Genomic DNA, 16,116 nt, shown 5'->3' on the forward strand with positions numbered 1-16,116 from the left:
AATTAACACTAATCGAAATTACCTACCCGTAAAACACGGTCTCTCAGGTAACTACGTAACGTTGCATACGCCGGATTAGTTGTAAAGTCCGCCGCAAACACCACCGCATGAGCTGCCTGCTGCGCAACTTCAAGGATAGTTAGGTCCTGAACCGGATCCCCTACCTTAAATGCGGGCAGTCCCGATTGACGCTCGCCCATTACTTCACCGGGCCCACGTAATTCCAAATCCCGCTGGGCAATCACAAAACCATCGGCTGTCTGAATCATCGTCTCAAGTCGCTTTTTCCCGTAATCCGTTTTAGGATCCGCCACTAACAAACAGTACGACTGGACGGCTCCCCGACCGACCCGCCCCCGGAGTTGATGAAGTTGCGCTAGTCCAAAATGATCAGCATCAAGAATCATCATGGTCGTGGCGTTAGGGACGTCCACCCCAACTTCAATGACCGTTGTGGAGACCAAAACGTCAATTTCATGGTTCTTAAATGCCCGCATTACTGCGTTCTTTTCGTCCGCACTCATTTGTCCGTGGAGTAATCCTACGCGGTAGCTAGCAAATCGTGTTGTTAGTCGTTCATAGACGGCCGTGGCGTTTTGCAACTCAACCGCATCGCTTTCCTCAATGAGCGGAGAAATAACATAGGCCTGCTCCCCAGATTGGAGGCGGGTTTCGATGAACCCTAAGCCGTCATTTAACTGGGCTTTCCGCAACCAGGTGGTCTTAATCGGTTTCCGGCCTGCCGGTAGTTCGTCAATAATGGAAACATCCATTTCACCGTACGCCGTGATTGCTAAAGTTCGGGGAATCGGTGTCGCGGTCATCGCCAGTACGTCGGGGTTTCCCCCCTTTAACCGCAGCGTCCGGCGCTGGTTAACCCCAAACCGGTGTTGCTCGTCGGTTACAATTAGCCCGAGATTATGAAACCCAACTGGCTCCTGAATCAACGCATGCGTTCCCACAATGATATCAACGTCTCCGTTGGCCAAGTGTGCCAGTAATTCCCGCCGTTGGGCTGCCCGGGACGCTGAACTTCCTGTAAGCAATCCCACAGTAATTCCCAAGGGTTCAAACAACTTAGCAAGCTTAGCAGCGTGCTGTTCGGCCAGAATTTCAGTAGGTGCCATCAGCGCCGCTTGAAAACCTGCACTAACCGCAGCCGCCATGGCTATCGCAGCAACAACCGTTTTCCCTGATCCAACGTCCCCCTGCAGTAACCGGTTCATGTGAACGGGCCGGAGCATGTCCGCACAAATTTCGTTTACCACCCGCTTTTGGGCGGCCGTTAATTCAAAGGGCAACCGGCGAATAAAGTCCCGCAGGGTAGTGACGTCATACTTAATTGCTAACCCCGCTTCATGCTGGTTCCGGCGCCGCACGTATTGAAGTTCCACTTGAAACCGAAAAAATTCTTCAAAAATCGCCGACCGGCGCGCCCGTTTCGCCGCCTGCATGGTGGCCGGAAAGTGCATATCATGAATCATCTGTTCCCGTGGCTCTAAGCGGTACTTTTGACGGAGACCTACTGGAACCACATCATGGATAGCGGAATGAAACCGGTCGTACGCTTGCCGGACGAGCTGCTCAATGGCATTGGCTTTGATCTCATTGGAAGCCCGATAGACCCCCTGAAAACCGCGATCCTTAATCTTCTGCAGATTAATCAGTTTCATCCCGGTTAGCCGTTGGCGGGCCGCATTATATTTCCCGTAAACCCCAATTTCTGCCCCAAGCGTTAGTTGCTTTTTGAGGTATGGCTGGTTAAAAAACGTCACCATGATAACTGCTGAATCAAGAATCAGCCGAAAATTTAATCGGCTTTTTCGGCGACCAAACCGGGTTAAAACCGGCTCGGAACCGACAACTCCCTTGAGAGTTACCTTCTCTTCATCCGCAATTTCATCAATCTTTTTCGTGGTGAAATCATCGTACCGGAACGGGTAATCAACCAGTAAATCCTCAATTGTGTTAATCCCCAGTTTATTGAGGGCCTGTTGCTTCTTGGGCCCGACTCCCGTTAGCACGGTCACGGGCTGGGCAAGTTCGTCCATACCATTCACCTCCACTAAACCACAAAAAGGGTGACCGGCCACACGGACCAATCACCCGGAGGGATTTTTACTCAACTGAAATCAGGTACGGGTAAACCGGCTGATCACCCGCATGGATTTCAACCTCGAGTTCATCATCCAGGGTTAAAACGGCCGCTTTAATCGCCTGTGCTTCCGTTTCACTGCCGTCTTCCCCGTAAATAATCGTTACAATTTCGCTGTCTTCATCTAACATGTGACCAACCATTTCCACAGCCGCTTTCTTCTGGTCGGTATTTGTCACGACGATGGTACCATCAACAATTCCCATATAATCGCCTTTGTGAATTGCTCGCCCGTCAATCGTTGTATCCCGGACAGCAACCGTTACCTGACCGGACTTAACGTCGTCAAGGTTAGCGGCCATGTTCTTTGCGTTCTCCGCAAGGGACAGATCCTTATTAAAATCAAGTAACGCCGTCATCCCCTGCGCAATGGTCTTAGTAGGAACAACGGCAACATCCGCGTCAACCACTTCGGCGGCCTGTTCTGCCGCCATGAAAATGTTCTTGTTGTTTGGTAAAATAATGACCTTATCAGCCTTTGTCGCCTTAATTACAGCGACAATGTCAGCCGTACTTGGGTTCATCGTTTGGCCCCCACTCAGAACATTGGTTACCCCTAATCCGGTAAACATCTTAGCAATCCCGTCACCGGAAGCAATCGCAATAATTCCGTAGTCCCCCGCAACCTCATTTTTCTGTGGAGCGGGCTGGTCTTCTACGCCGTTTTCTTCCAAGATAGTTTCATGCTGAAGGCGCATGTTATCAACCTTCACCTTAATCAAAGCCCCGAAATGCTGACCATAAGATAGTACTTTACCCGGATGTTCCGTGTGCACGTGAACCTTAACAACTTCGTCATCAGCAATTACCAGGAGGGAATCCCCCAGTTTATTCAGGTACCCCCGGAATTCATCATAATCAAATTGCTTATCAACAAGCTTCCCGGCCCCTAACCGCACCATAATTTCAGTACAGTAACCATACTTGATGTCTTCCGGATTAAGCTGGGTCTGAGCGGCCTCCTGGTGCTTAGCGCTCACCATGCCTTCCATTTCGCCCGGGGTCGGTTGGTGCGTTTCATCAACCGCAACGTTTCCGGTTAAGGCATCCGCAAACGCTTGGTAAACAAACGTCAACGCCTGCCCTCCAGAATCAACCACGCCAACCTCCTTTAAGACAGGAAGCAAATCGGGAGTCGCTGCCAACGCTTTAGCCGCACCCGCCGCCGCCGCCTGCATAACCTGAGCCGCATCGTTTGTTTGCCTAACGGTATGACGAGCAGCCTCCGCCGCCTTCCGGGCCACCGTTAAAATGGTCCCTTCAGTAGGCTTCATCACCGCTTTATACGCCGTTTCAGCCCCATTTGTAATGGCGTCAGCTAAGTCCTGCGCTGTTAACGTCTTTTTCTTGCCAACTGACCGGTTAAATCCTCGAAAAATTTGAGACAAGATTACCCCAGAATTACCCCGAGCACCCATTAACAATCCCTTAGCCAGGGCCGTCATCAGCTCGCCAACACTCGTTGCCGCCGATTCTGCGACGTACTTTGCACCGCTCGCAAGTGACATACTGGTATTTGTCCCCGTATCGCCATCCGGAACGGGGAAGACGTTCAACTTATTAATAAAATCAGCATTTTCATTGAGCCGCCGGGTACTAACCGCGACCATTTTACGAAATTCAGTTTCAGTTATTTCGGAAACCTTCAAGACCATATCCTCCTACCTACGCTCAGCTTCAACGTCGATCACGCGAACGCCTTGCACAATTACGTTCACCGCATCAGCAGTGATTCCGAGCATGGATTCCAGGTTATACTTGACCTTATTCTGGACGTTCCGGCAAACCTCAGAAATCTTCGTACCGTATCCCACAATAATGTAGACGTCCACGGCAATCTGCTCGCCATCCTGCCGGACAACGACACCCTTGGCAAAGTTATCCCGCTTCAGGATCTCGTTTAGGTTATCCCGAATCTGGTTTTTGCTGGCCATCCCAACAATACCAAAAACCTCAGTGGCCGCACCGCCAACAACAGATGCAATTACGTTGTTATCAATATCAATGCTCCCAAACTGGTTTTGAATTTTAACTGCCATGAGCACCCAGCCTCCCTTAATGGTCAAATAATCATAGTACGATAATAGCACAGCCCCCGACAGATTAAAAGTTACGCTTCATCCCGATTACTAAAAATAAATCCTGCCAAGCAAATTTACTTTACACTTTTCCTTGCAATCGTTAGGATCCTATGATAACTTTATTAACTGAATGAGCAAGTACTACTTGCAATCTAGTGCTAAGGGAGGATTAACGATGGCAAAGGATTACATCACTGGCCGGAAGACCACCTTCGGAAAGAAGCGTTCCCACGCTTTAAACTCATCAAACCGGAGCTGGAAGCCGAACCTGCAGAAGGTACGCATCATGGTTGATGGTAAGCCGAAGAAGGTTTACGTTTCAGCCCGGGCGCTTAAGTCAGGTAAGGTTAAGCGCGTATAGTTAGTGAAAGGCTCCTCTCCCTTAGGAGTCTTTTTTATTACTAAAAAGCATGTATTCCCTCTTAGTCGTTGGAAATGCATGCTTTTTCTTTGTCCACTATTTTCTGACAATGTCCTTACTTTGAATTACGCACACTACCCCCTGCGTAAAACTCATCTGAGCCGTTGCGGCATTAAACTCGTTGCTGACAAGGGCCCGAGCGGTAGTAAACCGCGCTTCCGTTAATGGATACTTTAACCCACGCAGTGTCAGTCCCATAACGGGCATTAATGGAATCACCGCAAGGTAGTTCATTTGGTTTTCCGGCACTAATTTATGCGTTCCCGGCAGGTAAAACTGAACTACGTTTTGCCGGTCCCGAAGCGTCACATGAGGAGCTAACTGCCGTAATTCAGGGCGCAGGGGAAACAAGATGTTAGCTAACAGGTGGTCTAACCGTCCTCCGGTCGCCCCGTATACCGTAATGGCCGCTTGGGGCATGGTTGTTGCCAACCACCGCAAGGCTAACTCAGTATCGGTATCATCTTTCTCTGGGGGAGCCTGCACCAGAGTATTTGCCCATGGCGTTACCTGCTTAACCGCCCAGCCCATCCGACCAGCGGTATCAAAATCACCGATTGCTGCAACCATTCGGCAGTGGTGACGAACAAGTGCCACCGCCCCCTTATCAACGCCAAGCCACTGGCCGGCACGAGCAAAAACATTTTCCGGAAGAAACTCTGCTGGTCCCCCGACTAACACGTTTACCTGTTGCATCATATACCCCCCCTATTTTTTCCGTACCGGGGCCGTTGATGAGCCAGCCAGTCCTGAAACTGCACGTAATCAGCATACCGCTGTTGATCAATCTGACCGTCATCAACGGCCGCCTTTACGGCACAGGAGGGTTCGTTAAGGTGTAGGCATCCACGAAACTTACACCCTATTTGCCTGCTAGTAAACTCCGGAAACAACCCAGGAACGTTTTCCCGGGTAAGATTCCGAAGCTCAAACGATGAGAATCCTGGTGTATCAGCGATTAACGCGGTACCAACGGAAAGAAGTGTCACCCGCCGTGTCGTGTGTTTTCCCCGGGAAAGCGCCTTAGATACGGTTCCCGTTTCCAAAGCTAATTCGGGCGCTAACTGGTTGAGGAGCGTTGATTTTCCCGCACCGGTTTGCCCCATTACCACCGCTACCTGGTTCGTGAGGGTTCCGCGCAACGCCGTAAGCGTGTCCTGGTCATCCATTTTTGCCGGGAAAAAACACCGGTAAAATTGCTGGTAATACGCGACCTTTTCCGCCAGTTTAATTCGCTGCTCGGGAAGCATTAAATCCCCCTTCGAAAAGTATAGTACCGGTGTAATTTGTTGGGCCGTCAGCATAATCAGCTGCCGGTCCAGTAGGTTTTGGTTAAAGGCGGGCTCCACTGCGGCTGTGACCACGATGGCGCAATCAATATTCGCTACTGGTGGCCGCACCAATTCGTTCTTCCGGGGAAACACCCGCAAGAGGTAACCGTACTCCGTCCCCTTATCAACCTTAAACTCAACCCGGTCACCTACCAGAGGAGCACAGCGTTTTTGCCGGAGTTTCCCGCGGGCCCTGGTTCGATACATGTGCCCGCCGCTTTCCACGTCATAGTAGCCACTTAACGATTGCCGCACCTGTCCTTCCATTTAGTTCCTCCTTAAAGTCCCGGGATTGCTGACCGGGACTTCCGTTGTCGTCTGCGTCATGCTTCCCGGCTTAACCGCAACAACAACCCGCAGCACAGCCCCGTGCCGCACGTATACCCGAGGAGCCGGTTGTTGACTAATTACCGTATTATTCGGGTAATCGCTGGTTGATTTATTAATAATCACCAGCCGCAAACTCTCCTCCGTTGCATACCGTTTCAGGTGTTTAAGTGACCATCCCGTCACGTTCTTAACGTGAAACAACTGTTGGCCGGTATTAACGGTCAACGTCACCGTTGTCTGCTGAGGAACAACGCGCTCCCCCGGGGCAATACTCTGATCCATAATTTGGCCCGCCGTCATCCCAGGAACGTACACGTTTTGACGGAGCACCGTCATTCCCTGGTGCTCCAAACGCCGTTTAACCTGGTTAAACGACTGCCCCTGATAATCGCCGAACCGTTTGCGGTCCGCTCCCTGGGAAACAACTAACCTCACGGCGCCATTCCGGCGAACCTTCTTCCCCTGACCGGGGGTCGTCGTAATTACCTGGCCAGCTAAGTAATGGGAATTATATTGCTTTGTCACTCCCGCAACGCGGAGATGTTTTTCCTGCAACGCAGTTCGGGCAGTTGCAACTGTCATGCCGGCAACTGCCGGAACCTGCTGGGGAACTAACGCCCACACAGCGCCGCCACCTAAAATTCCAAGCAGAATAACCCCAACGCCTGCAATGGCCCACCGCCATCGCCGGGGATGGTGACGCCGGTGGTTTGCCTTATGAGAAACGGGAACCTTGTCTTTTTTTGAAGAAACTGGTCGCTCTGTTGGCGTGTTGGGCTGGGCTTCTACCGCCGGTGCCGGTGCCGCCGTATTTAACGTTGGTAATACCTTTGTTTCTTCGTTTACATAGGAGCGCGGTTCCCAGCGTACCTCTCCTTGCCGCTCAAATGACAGGGCAGAATCCAAGTCCTTCTTCATTGCGACCACCGTCGGGTAACGATCCGGTCGTTTCTTAGCCGTGGCGTGTAAAACCACGTTTTCTAATGATTGGGGGATTCCCACATCATACTTTCGTACGGACGGCATTGCTTCTTTACTGTGCTTAAGGGCAATTGCGACGGGAGTATCCCCGTTGTACGGCAACGTATTGGTTAGCAACACAAACAGGATAATCCCCAGGGAATAAATATCAGACTGCGCCGTTACCGCTCCGCCCCGGGCTTGTTCTGGTGAAATGTAGTGGACCGACCCTACCATGGCGTTAGTGCGTGTCATGGTGTCAGCAAGTGCAATGCCAAAATCCGTCACCTTTACATTCCCCTGATTATCAATCAAAATGTTTTGCGGTTTTAAATCCCGGTGGATAATATTGTGCGCGTGGGCTGCCGCCATCGCGTCCAGAATCTGGTCCATAATCCGGATCACTTCCGTGTACCGGAACGGGAAGTGCTGGTTAATATATGTCCGCAAATCAGTCCCTGCAACATACTCGGTCACAAGGTACTGCATGCCCCCTTCTTCCCCGTAATCATAGATGGTTACAATGTGGGGGTTCGTAAGTTCAGTTAAGGCGTACGCTTCACGCTGAAACCGCCGCATTGCGTCCGGATTATCCCGGAGATCCAAGCGTAATAGCTTCACGCTTACGTCCCGATTAAGGATCAAATCCCGCGCGCGGTAAACGTTGGCCATGCCGCCTTCGCCAATGAGCGCATTGATCTGGTACCGTTCGTTTAAGATGTAGCCGATCTTCATCCTACTCGCCTCCTTCATTCTTAACCACAAGCGCCGTAATATTATCAGTTCCCCCCGCAACGTTAGCCGCTTCTACCAGCCGGTGAACCGCCGCCGTAACCGTTGGCGCCGTTGTCAACAGTTGCTCCATCGTAGACTGGTCCACCAACTTATAAAGACCATCCGTACACAAAAGCAGCTGATCTTCATGAAGAAACGGAAACGTTGCGACGTCCGCTTTAACCTGGTCCGAAATTCCTAAGGTTCGGGTAATAACGTTCTTATGGGGAAACGTCGCCACTTCTTCTGGTTGCAATTCCCCCGCTGCTAATAATTCATTAACCAGGGAATGATCAGTGGTAAGTTGTTGTAGCCGTCCCTTTCGAAAAACGTACGCCCTGCTGTCCCCAACATGGGCAACCACAAAATCCCGTGGAAAAATAAAGGCACACACCAGGGTCGTCCCCATCCCTGCAAGGTCAGGGTATTCCCGCGACCGCTCAATAATAGCGCTATTTTCCTGGGGAATTACTTGCTGAAGCCATGGTTCGATGGCACTAGGGGTGGTGAGAGTTGTTTGCTGAAACTGAAACCCAAGGCTAGAAACCGCCATCTTAGACGCAATTTCCCCCCCCTGATGTCCTCCAAGCCCATCAGCAACGATTGCTGCGGTCACACCGCCCTGATTAGTAACAAGCTGCACGGCATCTTCGTTATGCTGCCGTACCCTCCCGGTAATCGTTTCATAATCCACATCCACTAAAACCACCTCCTACTTAATGCGCCGGAGAGCTGCAATGAAGAACCCGTCCGTCATGAAATCATCCGGGTAAATGGTTAAAGAATCCGTTTCCCGGTCGGTCTTAATCCCCTTGGTCGTTTGTACTCGCTCAAGGGTATACTCGGGATGGCGGGCAAGGAAAGCCGTCACCGTTTTCTCGTTTTCCTGCTGCAAGATGGTGCAGGTACTGTATACTAACCGGCCGCCAACCCGCAACGTGGGAGCGACAGCGTCAAGAATTGCTCCTTGAATAGCGTGCAACTGCTTAGAATCCGCCGCCGTTTTCATGTACCGAATTTCGGGTTTACGCCGGAGTAATCCAATCCCCGAACACGGCGCATCCACCAAAATCCGGTCAAAACAACCAGGAGTAAAGGTGGCGGCTGCTCGCCGCGCATCTAATTGACGGGCGTTAACCCGTGCGGCCACCCCACACCGGGTAGCATTCTGCTTAATTAACTTTATCTTATGGGCATGCAGATCAAGGGCCGTAACTCTTCCGGTAGTTAACTTCCCGGCAATTTGGGTTGTTTTCCCGCCCGGGGCCGCACACGCATCTAGCACTTGATCCGCTGGACGAACCATGAGGGCATCCACCGCGAGCTGTGCACTTTCATCCTGAACGGTAATCAATCCCTGTTTAAAAGCCGCGGTTGCCGGAACAAACCCCCCTGTCACCCGTAGCCCTACTGGTGTAATGGGACTTGGGGTTACCGCTAACCCCGCACGTCGCAGCGCCTCAACGACCCGGACGCGCGTAGCCGGATGAACCACTCGTACACTCTGCACCGGGGGGTCGTTAATTGTTGCCAACATCCGCTCTATTCGGGAGAACCCGTGTTCCGCAACCAGCTGCTGTACGAGCCACTGCGGAACGCTTGCCGTGATGCTAAGCTTTTTTACCGGATCAGCAATTACACTGAGCGGTCGGACTCCCTGGCGCTGAACGGCGTGGAGAACCCCAGTTACAAACCGGCGGATTCCCGCATGACCACGCCGCTTAGCAATCTCAATCGTTTCGCTAAACACCGCCCGGTCAGGAATCCGATCAAGGTAGTGCATCTGGTACAGGGCACTTAACAACAGCTCATTAACCCAGGGAACTAGCTGCTTTCCCCGAATAAACGGGGTTAACCAATATTCCAGCGTTAACCGGTGCTGTAATACCCCGTTAAAAAGCTGCGTTAACAACCGTTGATCCTTTTGAGTAAGAGGGTGATGGCTGAGGACCTGGTTTAAGGTGAGATTTGAATAGGCGTGCTGCCGCATTACCCGGTCAAGCATATCAACCACAAGGTTCCGCGGTGTTTCATTAATCTGCATCGGTAATTACCTGCATTCCTTCCTTAATCTGTTGGCCGCCCCCGTTCAGATAAGCCGTAATATCCATTCGGGCCTTGCCTGCCGGTTGCAGTTCGTTCACTTCGTACTGGGTCCCTTCAGCGGCCGCAAGGACAAGCCGGTGCTTTGTCCGGATAGTGACGGTCCCACTTGGAGCAGTTGTCACCTCACTTAGGGGAGTTACCCGCCAAAGCTTTGTTCGCTTCCCGTTCATATGCGCAAAATATGCCCCCGGCTGAGGCCGCAAAGCCCGCACACGCCAATCAACCTGCGATGCGGTCAGCGCAAGCGACAGCTGCTCCTGTTCAGGCCTAATTGTTGGAGAAAAGACAACCTGCGATTCGTCCTGCGGAACCGGGTTAACCTGCCCCTTAATCAGGCGGGGAAGCGTCTGGAGCAGAAGCGTCGCCCCCACGCCACTCATCCGCGTAAAAATCGTCCCCGTGTCATCGTTAGGTCCGATTGGCAACGACTCTTGCGCAAGAATGTCCCCCGCATCCATAGCCTTCACCATATACATGATGGTAACTCCCGTTTGCTCATCTCCGTTCATGATAGCATACTGCACCGGCGCTCCCCCGCGGTACCGGGGAAGCAATGACCCATGAACGTTAACGGCCGCTACCTTTGCCGCCCGGAGCAGTTTTTCCGGTAAAAATTGGCCGTACGCCGCGGTAATAATGAAATCAGGCTGCATGGCAATAATTTCTTCCATGGCCGCACTCCCACTAATTTTTTCTGGTTGAAGCACCTTTAAGTTGTGCCCAAGGGCAACTTGTTTAACGGGCGAAGCAACAAGTTGTCGCTTCCGTCCCACCCGCCGGTCTGGTTGGGTAACAACCGCCAGAAGGTCATATCCCGCGTCAATTACCGCCGTTAAAATCGAAGCGGCAAACTGCGGCGTTCCCATAAATACTACTGATGTCATTGCTAACTCCTTCCCCTAAAACCCCTGCGGATCACGGTCAATGATTAACTGAATGTGCTGCCGACTAAGCCGTTGGGTGCGCAAAACAAGTTCTCGGAGGTCCGCCTGCAACTGGGGTTCTTGTTTGTACTTAATAATTAATTGGTAATAATACCGATTATTTACCCGCGTTACCATCTGCGGGGTGGGACCGAGTAACCGTGCTTGCGGTGACAAAATTCGCGCTAATGCTGCCCGAATCTTCGTAAGAACCTGCAACACTTGTGCTTCCTGCGGCCCGCTTGCTGTCAGCTGAATTGTGTAGAAGTACGGCGGGTAATCGTTTTGGTGCCGCACCTGCATTTCCCGCACAAAAAAGCCCTCATAATCCTGCTTACCCGCCATTTGGATTGCGTAGTGGTCCGGATTAAACGTTTGAATAATGACTTCGCCGGCCTTTTGTGCCCGACCAGCCCGGCCACTCACCTGGGTAAGCAACTGAAACGTCCGTTCACTTGCCCGAAAATCGGGTAAACTTAACCCCGTATCTGCGTTTAAGACGCCCACTAAGGTAACATCGGGAAAATCAAGTCCCTTGGCAATCATCTGCGTTCCCAAAAGAATATCCGCATCGTGATTGCCAAACTGCGTTAAGATTCGCTCATGCGCGCCCTTTCGCCTGGTCGTATCAACGTCCATTCGTAAAACCCGCGCTGCGGGAACTAACTGGTGTAACTCTTCGGCAACCTTTTGCGTTCCGGTCCCGTAAAACCCAATGTAGCGACTCCCACACTGCGGGCATTTTCGGGGAACCGGTTGTTCGTGCCCACAGTAGTGACACTGCATCCGCCGCCGGTCGCGGTGAAACGTTAATGAAATATCGCAATTCGGGCACTGAACAACGAACCCACATTCGCGACACATCGCAAACGCGGCGTACCCGCGCCGGTTGAGCATTAGCACAACCTGTTCGTTGCGCGCAAGACGCTCCCGGAGAGCCGTAACCAGTTGTGGCGAAAAATCCGCCACCTGCGTTTTCCCCAGCACGTGCCGCATATCAACGAGCTCCACACGGGGCAAAGCCTGACCGTTAATCCGGTGCGGTAGCCGCAGCCACTGATAAACACCCTTTTGTGCCCGGGCCCGGGATTCAAGTGCCGGTGTTGCGCTCCCAAGCACGACGGGACACTGGTGATACCGCGCTCGCCACAAAGCAACGTCCCGGGCATGGTACCGGGGCATACTATCCTGTTTATAACTTCCTTCGTGTTCTTCATCAATGACAATGACGCCAATGTTTTTCAATGGGGCAAAAACAGCTGACCGGGCGCCTACAACAACCTTAGCCTCTCCCCGGGCGATTCGCCGCCACTCATCATACTTCTCGCCCACTGACAACCCACTGTGTAACACCGCCACTTGGTGCCCAAACCGGCTGCGAACCCGGTTTACCATTTGCGGGGTCAGTGCAATTTCTGGAACGAGCATTAATGCGGTTCGCTGGTGCTGAAGAGCAGCGGCAATTGTCCGGAGATAAACCTCCGTCTTCCCGCTTCCCGTCACCCCTTCAAGTAAAAAAGGCGTTGGCGTCTTGTCCTCTTCCGCAGCGGTAATTGCCGCAACGGCCCTTTCTTGGTCCGGAGTCAGGTGGGGCATCCTTGTTTTCTTTACCGGCGCATTAAACGGATCACGGTACTGCTCAACCTGCTTACGAACAAGCCACCCCTGTTGTTCAGCGGTCCGCAGGTGACTAGTTGTTAAGTTCGTCCCCCGTAGAAACTCCGCCTGAAGAACCGGTGCGTCAAGGTGTGCTAAGCGTTTGAGTAATTCCCGCTGACGAACAGCGTTGGCCCGGACGTGCGTTGCTAATTCGCGGTATTCCGCAGTTGTTTTGCACGGTACAACCTGCGAAACGGTCTTCTTGTGCCCACGCTCAATCACATGGTAATCAACCTTGACAACCCCGACTCGCTGCAACTCAACAATCGTCCGCATCATCGCCGGGGTAAGGCGGTCATCATCAAACGCTATCTCCTTTTCCTTCCCGAATAAAGCCCGCACGCTTGCCGGCACTTTCTCCGGCGCAATAAGCGTAATTATTTTCTGGTACTGGGCGCGCATGGCAGCCGGTAACATAGCCTGCAAGCAACTAATCTTAAAGGCAAACGTCCGTGCAACTAACCAGTCAGCAAGGCGGAGCTGTTCTTCTCCCAGAACAGGACTAACATCAACTAACCGCGTGAGGGCACGGAGTTGCACCCCCTCTGGGGCTTGATCTCCCGTTTCAACGATAAAGCCCTGGACTTGCCGCTTGCCAAACGGCACCTCCACCCGTATCCCCGGAGCAACAACAGTCGTCAATTCTTCGGGTACCCGGTACGTATACGGCCGGTTAGTTTGCTGAGTTGCAACATCGACAATCACCCCAACGTACTTACTGATGGTCACTCACCTGCCCTAAATGCCGTGCAATGGCCTGAATAATTGTTGCCGCGATCGTTTGCTTTGAAGCCTGCGCAACTGCCTGGGGCGTCTCTTCAGGAGTAAAAATGGTCACCGCATTTTCCCGGCTCCCAAACCCGATCGCTTGCTTCCCCACATCATTTGCCACTACCATATCAAGCTGCTTACTTTGAAGTTTGGCACGGGCATGTTCTGCCACCGCCGTGGTTTCCGCTGCAAAGCCCACCACATACTGGTCTGGCCGTTTGTTTTGCGCCACCGTTGCAATAATATCTTTCGTCTGGTGCAAATGGAGGGTTAACTCAGCGCCATTCTTCTTGATTTTTTGGGGCGCAGGATGTTCAACGCCGTAGTCCGCGACCGCTGCAGCGGCAATAATTATGTCTGCCTGGGTCTGGCGGGCAAAAACGGCCTGCGCCATTTCCGCACTTGTCTGAACCGCAACCAAGGTAACCCCCGGAACCGGAGGCAGCGCAGTCGGTCCGCTAACCAGCGTGACTTCCGCCCCCTGATTGCGGGCCGCGGCTGCTAGCGCATACCCCATCCGCCCACTTGAAGGGTTAGTAATGTACCGTATCGGATCAAGATACTCCCGGGTCGGACCAGCAGTTACCAGGACATGCTTCCCGGCAAGTGCCGTGCCAGGAACGAGTTGTTGGTAAAGCCACGTGCTAATTTCCGCGGGTGCGGGTAAGCGCCCCTTTCCAGCATAGCCCTCAGCAAGCATCCCCGTAGCAGGCTCCATCACCCGAGCCCCGTCCGCCCGTAACCGGGTAATGTTGCGCTGAACCGCTGGATTAGCATACATTTGATCGTTCATTGCGGGGATAAAGAGCCGGGGACAAACAGCCGCACACAGGGTTGTTGTCACTACATCATCCGCGATTCCCAGGGCAACCTTACTCAGAACATTTGCCGTTGCTGGAACCACGACCATTGCATCCGCCCACCGTGCAAGTTCAACGTGTGCGAGGGGCTGATTAGCCGGACCCAAAGTAGTTACCACTGCATGGCCCGTTAGCGTAGTAAACGTCAGGGGCGTAACAAATTTGGTCGCTTGGTTGGTCATCATTACCCGCACATCCCAACCATCCTTTATTAGGGTACGCACCACGGTAGCTGCCTTGTACGCCGCAATTCCGCCGGTGACTGCTACTACAATGTGCTTTGACATGCTCCTTTCCTCCTTAAATAATTGCGTTAATTATGCCTTCATTTTAGCAAGATTTACGGGTAAAAAAAAGAACCGGTCACCCGGTTCATCACTGCCTACTTTTCCTGGTCAGCACCCTTAATCTTCAGCTTACCAGCCGCGATTTCTTCCAGGGCCCGCCCCACGTTCTTACTTGAATTATACTTACTTAACAGTGGTAAAGCTCCTAGATCGAGTTCGTGAGCCCGTTTAGCAGCCAGCATCACCAGTGAATACCGGGAGTCAACCTTCTCTAATAACTTATCAACTGATGGGTATAAAATCATTTGAGTTCATCTCCTAAGTGTTTCTTGTAATCAGGTAAGAAGCGCTTCACCCGCCACCGTTCTGCCCGAATAATGGTTTTGATCTTTTCCGCAGCCTTATCAACCTCATCGTTCACAACGGCGTAGTCGTAATTCTGCATCATTTCAATTTCACCCTTGGCCTTGTTCATGCGCTTATCAATCGTCGCCATGTCATCAGTACCCCGGTTAATAATCCGCTGCCGGAGCTCCATCAAATCCGGCGGTGTCAGGAAGATAAAGAGTCCAGCCGGACACTTCTTTCGCACCTGCATCGCGCCTTTAACCTCGATTTCAAGGAAAACATCCTTTCCGCTATCCAATTTTTCGTTAACGTACTTCAACGGCGTACCGTAGTAGTTATCGACGTACTGGGCATACTCCAGCATGCCCCCGTTTGCAATTTCCTGCTCAAACTCCTCCTTCGAAACGAAGTAGTAGTCCTTCCCGTTGACTTCCCCCGGGCGCATTTTCCGGGTAGTCATTGAAACAGAATAATCAAACTTATTATCGTCCTGTTCGAAGATCCGCTTCCGAACCGTCCCCTTGCCGACACCCGACGGCCCGGATAAAACGATCAACATTCCTCTTTTCGCCATACTTCCTCTTCTCACCCTTAATCAAACTTATTGTAACCATCATACGGCGGAATGCCCCATTCTGACAAGGGTTAGGTTACAAACTGTCAATGTTTTGTAACTTAATCGTAATTTTCTGTTGCGATTTCGAACGCTCGTTTGTATAATAAAGTCATCATCTTGTTAAGAAGGGGGATAAGTTCATGTTAACGCGTAAGTCGATTGCGACCTTTTTACACCAGTTAAACTCGCAGTTCGAGTATTTCTTTTCGCCGGAAGCGGCGGTTCAGCGTCAGGTTACCACTGAAACCACGCCACTTAGTCAGTTGGTTGACGGTCAAACACCCGTCACCGTGACCCTCACAACGGGTGAAGCTCCACTCCACGGCATTCTTAATTGGCTAAACGCCACTGATGCGTTGGTTCTGACCGTCCCCGGGGAAAAAGTTAAGCGGATTATCCGCCCTAGCCAAATTGAGCACGTTGCGTATGATAATTAAATAACCCAATTGGAGGTCGTGGTGAGAGCTACGGCCTCCTTACTTTTTCGCATAATT

At 51.9% G+C, this 16,116-nt stretch carries 15 protein-coding genes; 2 read left to right on the forward strand and 13 right to left on the reverse strand.

All coding sequences use genetic code 11. From position 1 onward, the window contains the following. Positions 1-8: 8 nt before the first annotated feature. The 3 genes from recG to ACI3E1_RS00515 all read right to left on the reverse strand — a co-directional run bounded on the left by recG (position 9) and on the right by ACI3E1_RS00515 (position 4,194). The gene (gene recG, locus ACI3E1_RS00505) at positions 9-2,051 is read right to left on the reverse strand and encodes an ATP-dependent DNA helicase RecG (RefSeq protein WP_405023725.1); all 2,043 of its coding nucleotides are present in this window, start codon (positions 2,049-2,051) and stop codon (positions 9-11) included. A gap of 67 nt (positions 2,052-2,118) precedes the next feature. Next, positions 2,119-3,804 carry a DAK2 domain-containing protein gene (locus ACI3E1_RS00510; protein WP_405023726.1) on the reverse strand — a complete coding sequence of 562 codons (1,686 nt, stop codon included), beginning with the start codon at positions 3,802-3,804 and terminating at the stop codon, positions 2,119-2,121. 12 nt (positions 3,805-3,816) lie between these two features. After that, positions 3,817-4,194, reverse strand: a complete 378-nt coding sequence (locus ACI3E1_RS00515) for an Asp23/Gls24 family envelope stress response protein (RefSeq protein WP_405023727.1) — start codon at positions 4,192-4,194, stop codon at positions 3,817-3,819. A 217-nt stretch (positions 4,195-4,411) separates the two neighbouring features. Between ACI3E1_RS00515 and rpmB the strand changes: the two genes are divergently transcribed. After that, positions 4,412-4,597: a 50S ribosomal protein L28 gene (gene rpmB / locus ACI3E1_RS00520; protein WP_283581763.1), complete on the forward strand. Its 186-nt coding sequence runs from the start codon at positions 4,412-4,414 to the stop codon at positions 4,595-4,597. A gap of 96 nt (positions 4,598-4,693) precedes the next feature. Here the strand turns inward: rpmB and ACI3E1_RS00525 are convergent, their stop codons facing one another. The 10 genes from ACI3E1_RS00525 to gmk form a co-directional block, all read right to left on the reverse strand. Continuing rightward, the gene (locus ACI3E1_RS00525) at positions 4,694-5,356 is read right to left on the reverse strand and encodes a thiamine diphosphokinase (RefSeq protein WP_405023728.1); all 663 of its coding nucleotides are present in this window, start codon (positions 5,354-5,356) and stop codon (positions 4,694-4,696) included. Further along, positions 5,353-6,255 carry a ribosome small subunit-dependent GTPase A gene (rsgA, locus tag ACI3E1_RS00530; RefSeq protein ID WP_405023729.1) on the reverse strand — a complete coding sequence of 301 codons (903 nt, stop codon included), beginning with the start codon at positions 6,253-6,255 and terminating at the stop codon, positions 5,353-5,355. The genes ACI3E1_RS00525 and rsgA overlap by 4 nt, the downstream gene beginning before the upstream one ends. Further along, positions 6,256-8,013, reverse strand: coding sequence for a Stk1 family PASTA domain-containing Ser/Thr kinase (pknB, locus tag ACI3E1_RS00535; RefSeq protein WP_405023730.1), 1,758 nt, complete (start codon positions 8,011-8,013; stop codon positions 6,256-6,258). 1 nt (position 8,014) lies between these two features. Continuing rightward, positions 8,015-8,752, reverse strand: coding sequence for a Stp1/IreP family PP2C-type Ser/Thr phosphatase (locus ACI3E1_RS00540; protein WP_405023731.1), 738 nt, complete (start codon positions 8,750-8,752; stop codon positions 8,015-8,017). Positions 8,753-8,764: 12 nt separating this feature from the next. Then, positions 8,765-10,096, reverse strand: a complete 1,332-nt coding sequence (gene rsmB / locus ACI3E1_RS00545) for a 16S rRNA (cytosine(967)-C(5))-methyltransferase RsmB (RefSeq protein ID WP_405023732.1) — start codon at positions 10,094-10,096, stop codon at positions 8,765-8,767. Beyond that, the gene (gene fmt / locus ACI3E1_RS00550; protein ID WP_405023733.1) at positions 10,086-11,042 is read right to left on the reverse strand and encodes a methionyl-tRNA formyltransferase; all 957 of its coding nucleotides are present in this window, start codon (positions 11,040-11,042) and stop codon (positions 10,086-10,088) included. The genes rsmB and fmt overlap by 11 nt, the downstream gene beginning before the upstream one ends. 15 nt (positions 11,043-11,057) lie before the next feature. Then, the gene (gene priA, locus ACI3E1_RS00555; RefSeq protein ID WP_405024043.1) at positions 11,058-13,463 is read right to left on the reverse strand and encodes a primosomal protein N'; all 2,406 of its coding nucleotides are present in this window, start codon (positions 13,461-13,463) and stop codon (positions 11,058-11,060) included. Further along, positions 13,456-14,658: a bifunctional phosphopantothenoylcysteine decarboxylase/phosphopantothenate--cysteine ligase CoaBC gene (gene coaBC / locus ACI3E1_RS00560; protein ID WP_405023734.1), complete on the reverse strand. Its 1,203-nt coding sequence runs from the start codon at positions 14,656-14,658 to the stop codon at positions 13,456-13,458. Before coaBC ends, priA begins: the two co-directional genes overlap by 8 nt. Before the next feature lie 95 nt (positions 14,659-14,753). Continuing rightward, complete coding sequence (gene rpoZ, locus ACI3E1_RS00565) at positions 14,754-14,963, reverse strand: DNA-directed RNA polymerase subunit omega (RefSeq protein ID WP_283581771.1); 210 nt, start codon at positions 14,961-14,963, stop codon at positions 14,754-14,756. Further along, positions 14,960-15,580, reverse strand: coding sequence for a guanylate kinase (gmk, locus tag ACI3E1_RS00570; RefSeq protein ID WP_405023735.1), 621 nt, complete (start codon positions 15,578-15,580; stop codon positions 14,960-14,962). The genes rpoZ and gmk overlap by 4 nt, the downstream gene beginning before the upstream one ends. A gap of 182 nt (positions 15,581-15,762) precedes the next feature. Here gmk and ACI3E1_RS00575 point away from each other — a divergent pair, with 182 nt between their 5' ends. Continuing rightward, positions 15,763-16,059 (forward strand): hypothetical protein, encoded by a 297-nt coding sequence (locus ACI3E1_RS00575; protein WP_405023736.1) that lies wholly within the window; start codon positions 15,763-15,765, stop codon positions 16,057-16,059. Positions 16,060-16,116: the final 57 nt, after the last annotated feature.

The organism is Ligilactobacillus sp. LYQ139 (assembly GCF_045033025.1).
Taxonomy (GTDB): Bacteria; Bacillota; Bacilli; order Lactobacillales; family Lactobacillaceae; genus Ligilactobacillus.